This window comes from Kineococcus indalonis, from assembly GCF_009906395.1.
GTDB classification, from domain to species: Bacteria; Actinomycetota; Actinomycetes; order Actinomycetales; family Kineococcaceae; genus Kineococcus; species Kineococcus indalonis.
Map to the genome: position 1 here is coordinate 1 of NZ_JAAALM010000841.1, position 1,104 is coordinate 1,104.

1 protein-coding gene is annotated in these 1,104 nt (G+C 82.9%); it reads left to right on the forward strand.

Annotated features, from left to right (window positions below; genetic code table 11):
• On the forward strand, positions 1-937 hold a 937-nt coding region (gene dacB, locus GTR00_RS21480; protein ID WP_166613528.1), incomplete at its 5' end, for a D-alanyl-D-alanine carboxypeptidase/D-alanyl-D-alanine endopeptidase.
• Positions 938-1,104 lie beyond the last annotated feature (167 nt).

Here is a 1,104-nt window from a genome sequence, read left to right on the forward strand (position 1 = left end):
GTCCGCCGGCGCGGGCGACCCCGGCGCCGTGGCCGGGCACGCCGGCCTGGCCGACCTCGCCGCCGCCACCGCCGCCGCGCTGCGCGCCGCGGGGGAGGTCGCCCCCGTGCTCGTGCGCCTGGACGACGGCGCCTTCAGCGGCCCCGCCGTCTCCCCGGGCTGGGCCGGCGGCGACGTCGCCGCCGGCTACGTCGCCCCGATCGCCCCGCTCGCCGTGGACGAGGGGCGCCTGGCCCCGGGCCCGAACGCCCCGCGCGCCGCCGACCCCGCCCTGGAGGCCGCGCGCACCTTCGCCCGGCTGCTGGGCGAGCAGGGCCTCGCCCTGGCGCCCGGCGGCGTCTCCCGCGCCCCGGCCGCGCCGGGCGCGCGCGAGCTGGCCCGGGTGGAGTCGGCCACCACCGCCGAGCAGGTCGAGCTGATGCTCACCCACAGCGACAACACCCTCGCCGAGGTCCTCGGCCGGCGGGTGGCGCTGGCCGCGGGGCTGCCGGGCAGCTTCGAGGGGGCCTCCGGCGCCGTCGCCGCCGCCGTCGCCGCGCTCGGCGTGGACACCGCCGGCGTGCGCCTGGACGGCGTCAGCGGGCTGGGCCGCGGCACGCGGCTGCCGGCGCGGGTGCTCACCGACCTGCTCGTGCTGGCCGCCCCCGGCGAGCGCCCCGAGCTGTCCGCCCTGGCCAGCGGCCTGCCGGTCGCCGGCGTCAGCGGCACCCTGGCCGACCGCTACGGCGGCGAGGGCGCCGCCGCGGCCGGGGTGGTGCGCGCCAAGACCGGCACCCTCACCGGCGTCAGCTCCCTGGCCGGGTACGTGCGCGACGCCGACGGGCGCCTGCTGGCCTTCGCGGTGCTCTCCGACGCCGTGCCGCCCGGCGCCTCGTGGGGCGCGCGCCGCGCCGAGGACCGCTTCGCCGCGGCGCTGGCGGCCTGCGGCTGCTCCTGAGGCCCGCCGCCCGCCGGTGCCCGCGGCCGGTGCCGCGTAGCGTGCGGCCATGGACGCACTGCCGGACACCCCGCCGGCCACCCCGCCGGCCACCCCGCCGGCGGAGCGCACCGTCGCGGCGTACCTCGACTTCGACCTGGCCGCCCGGGTCGCCGCGCGGCTGGTCC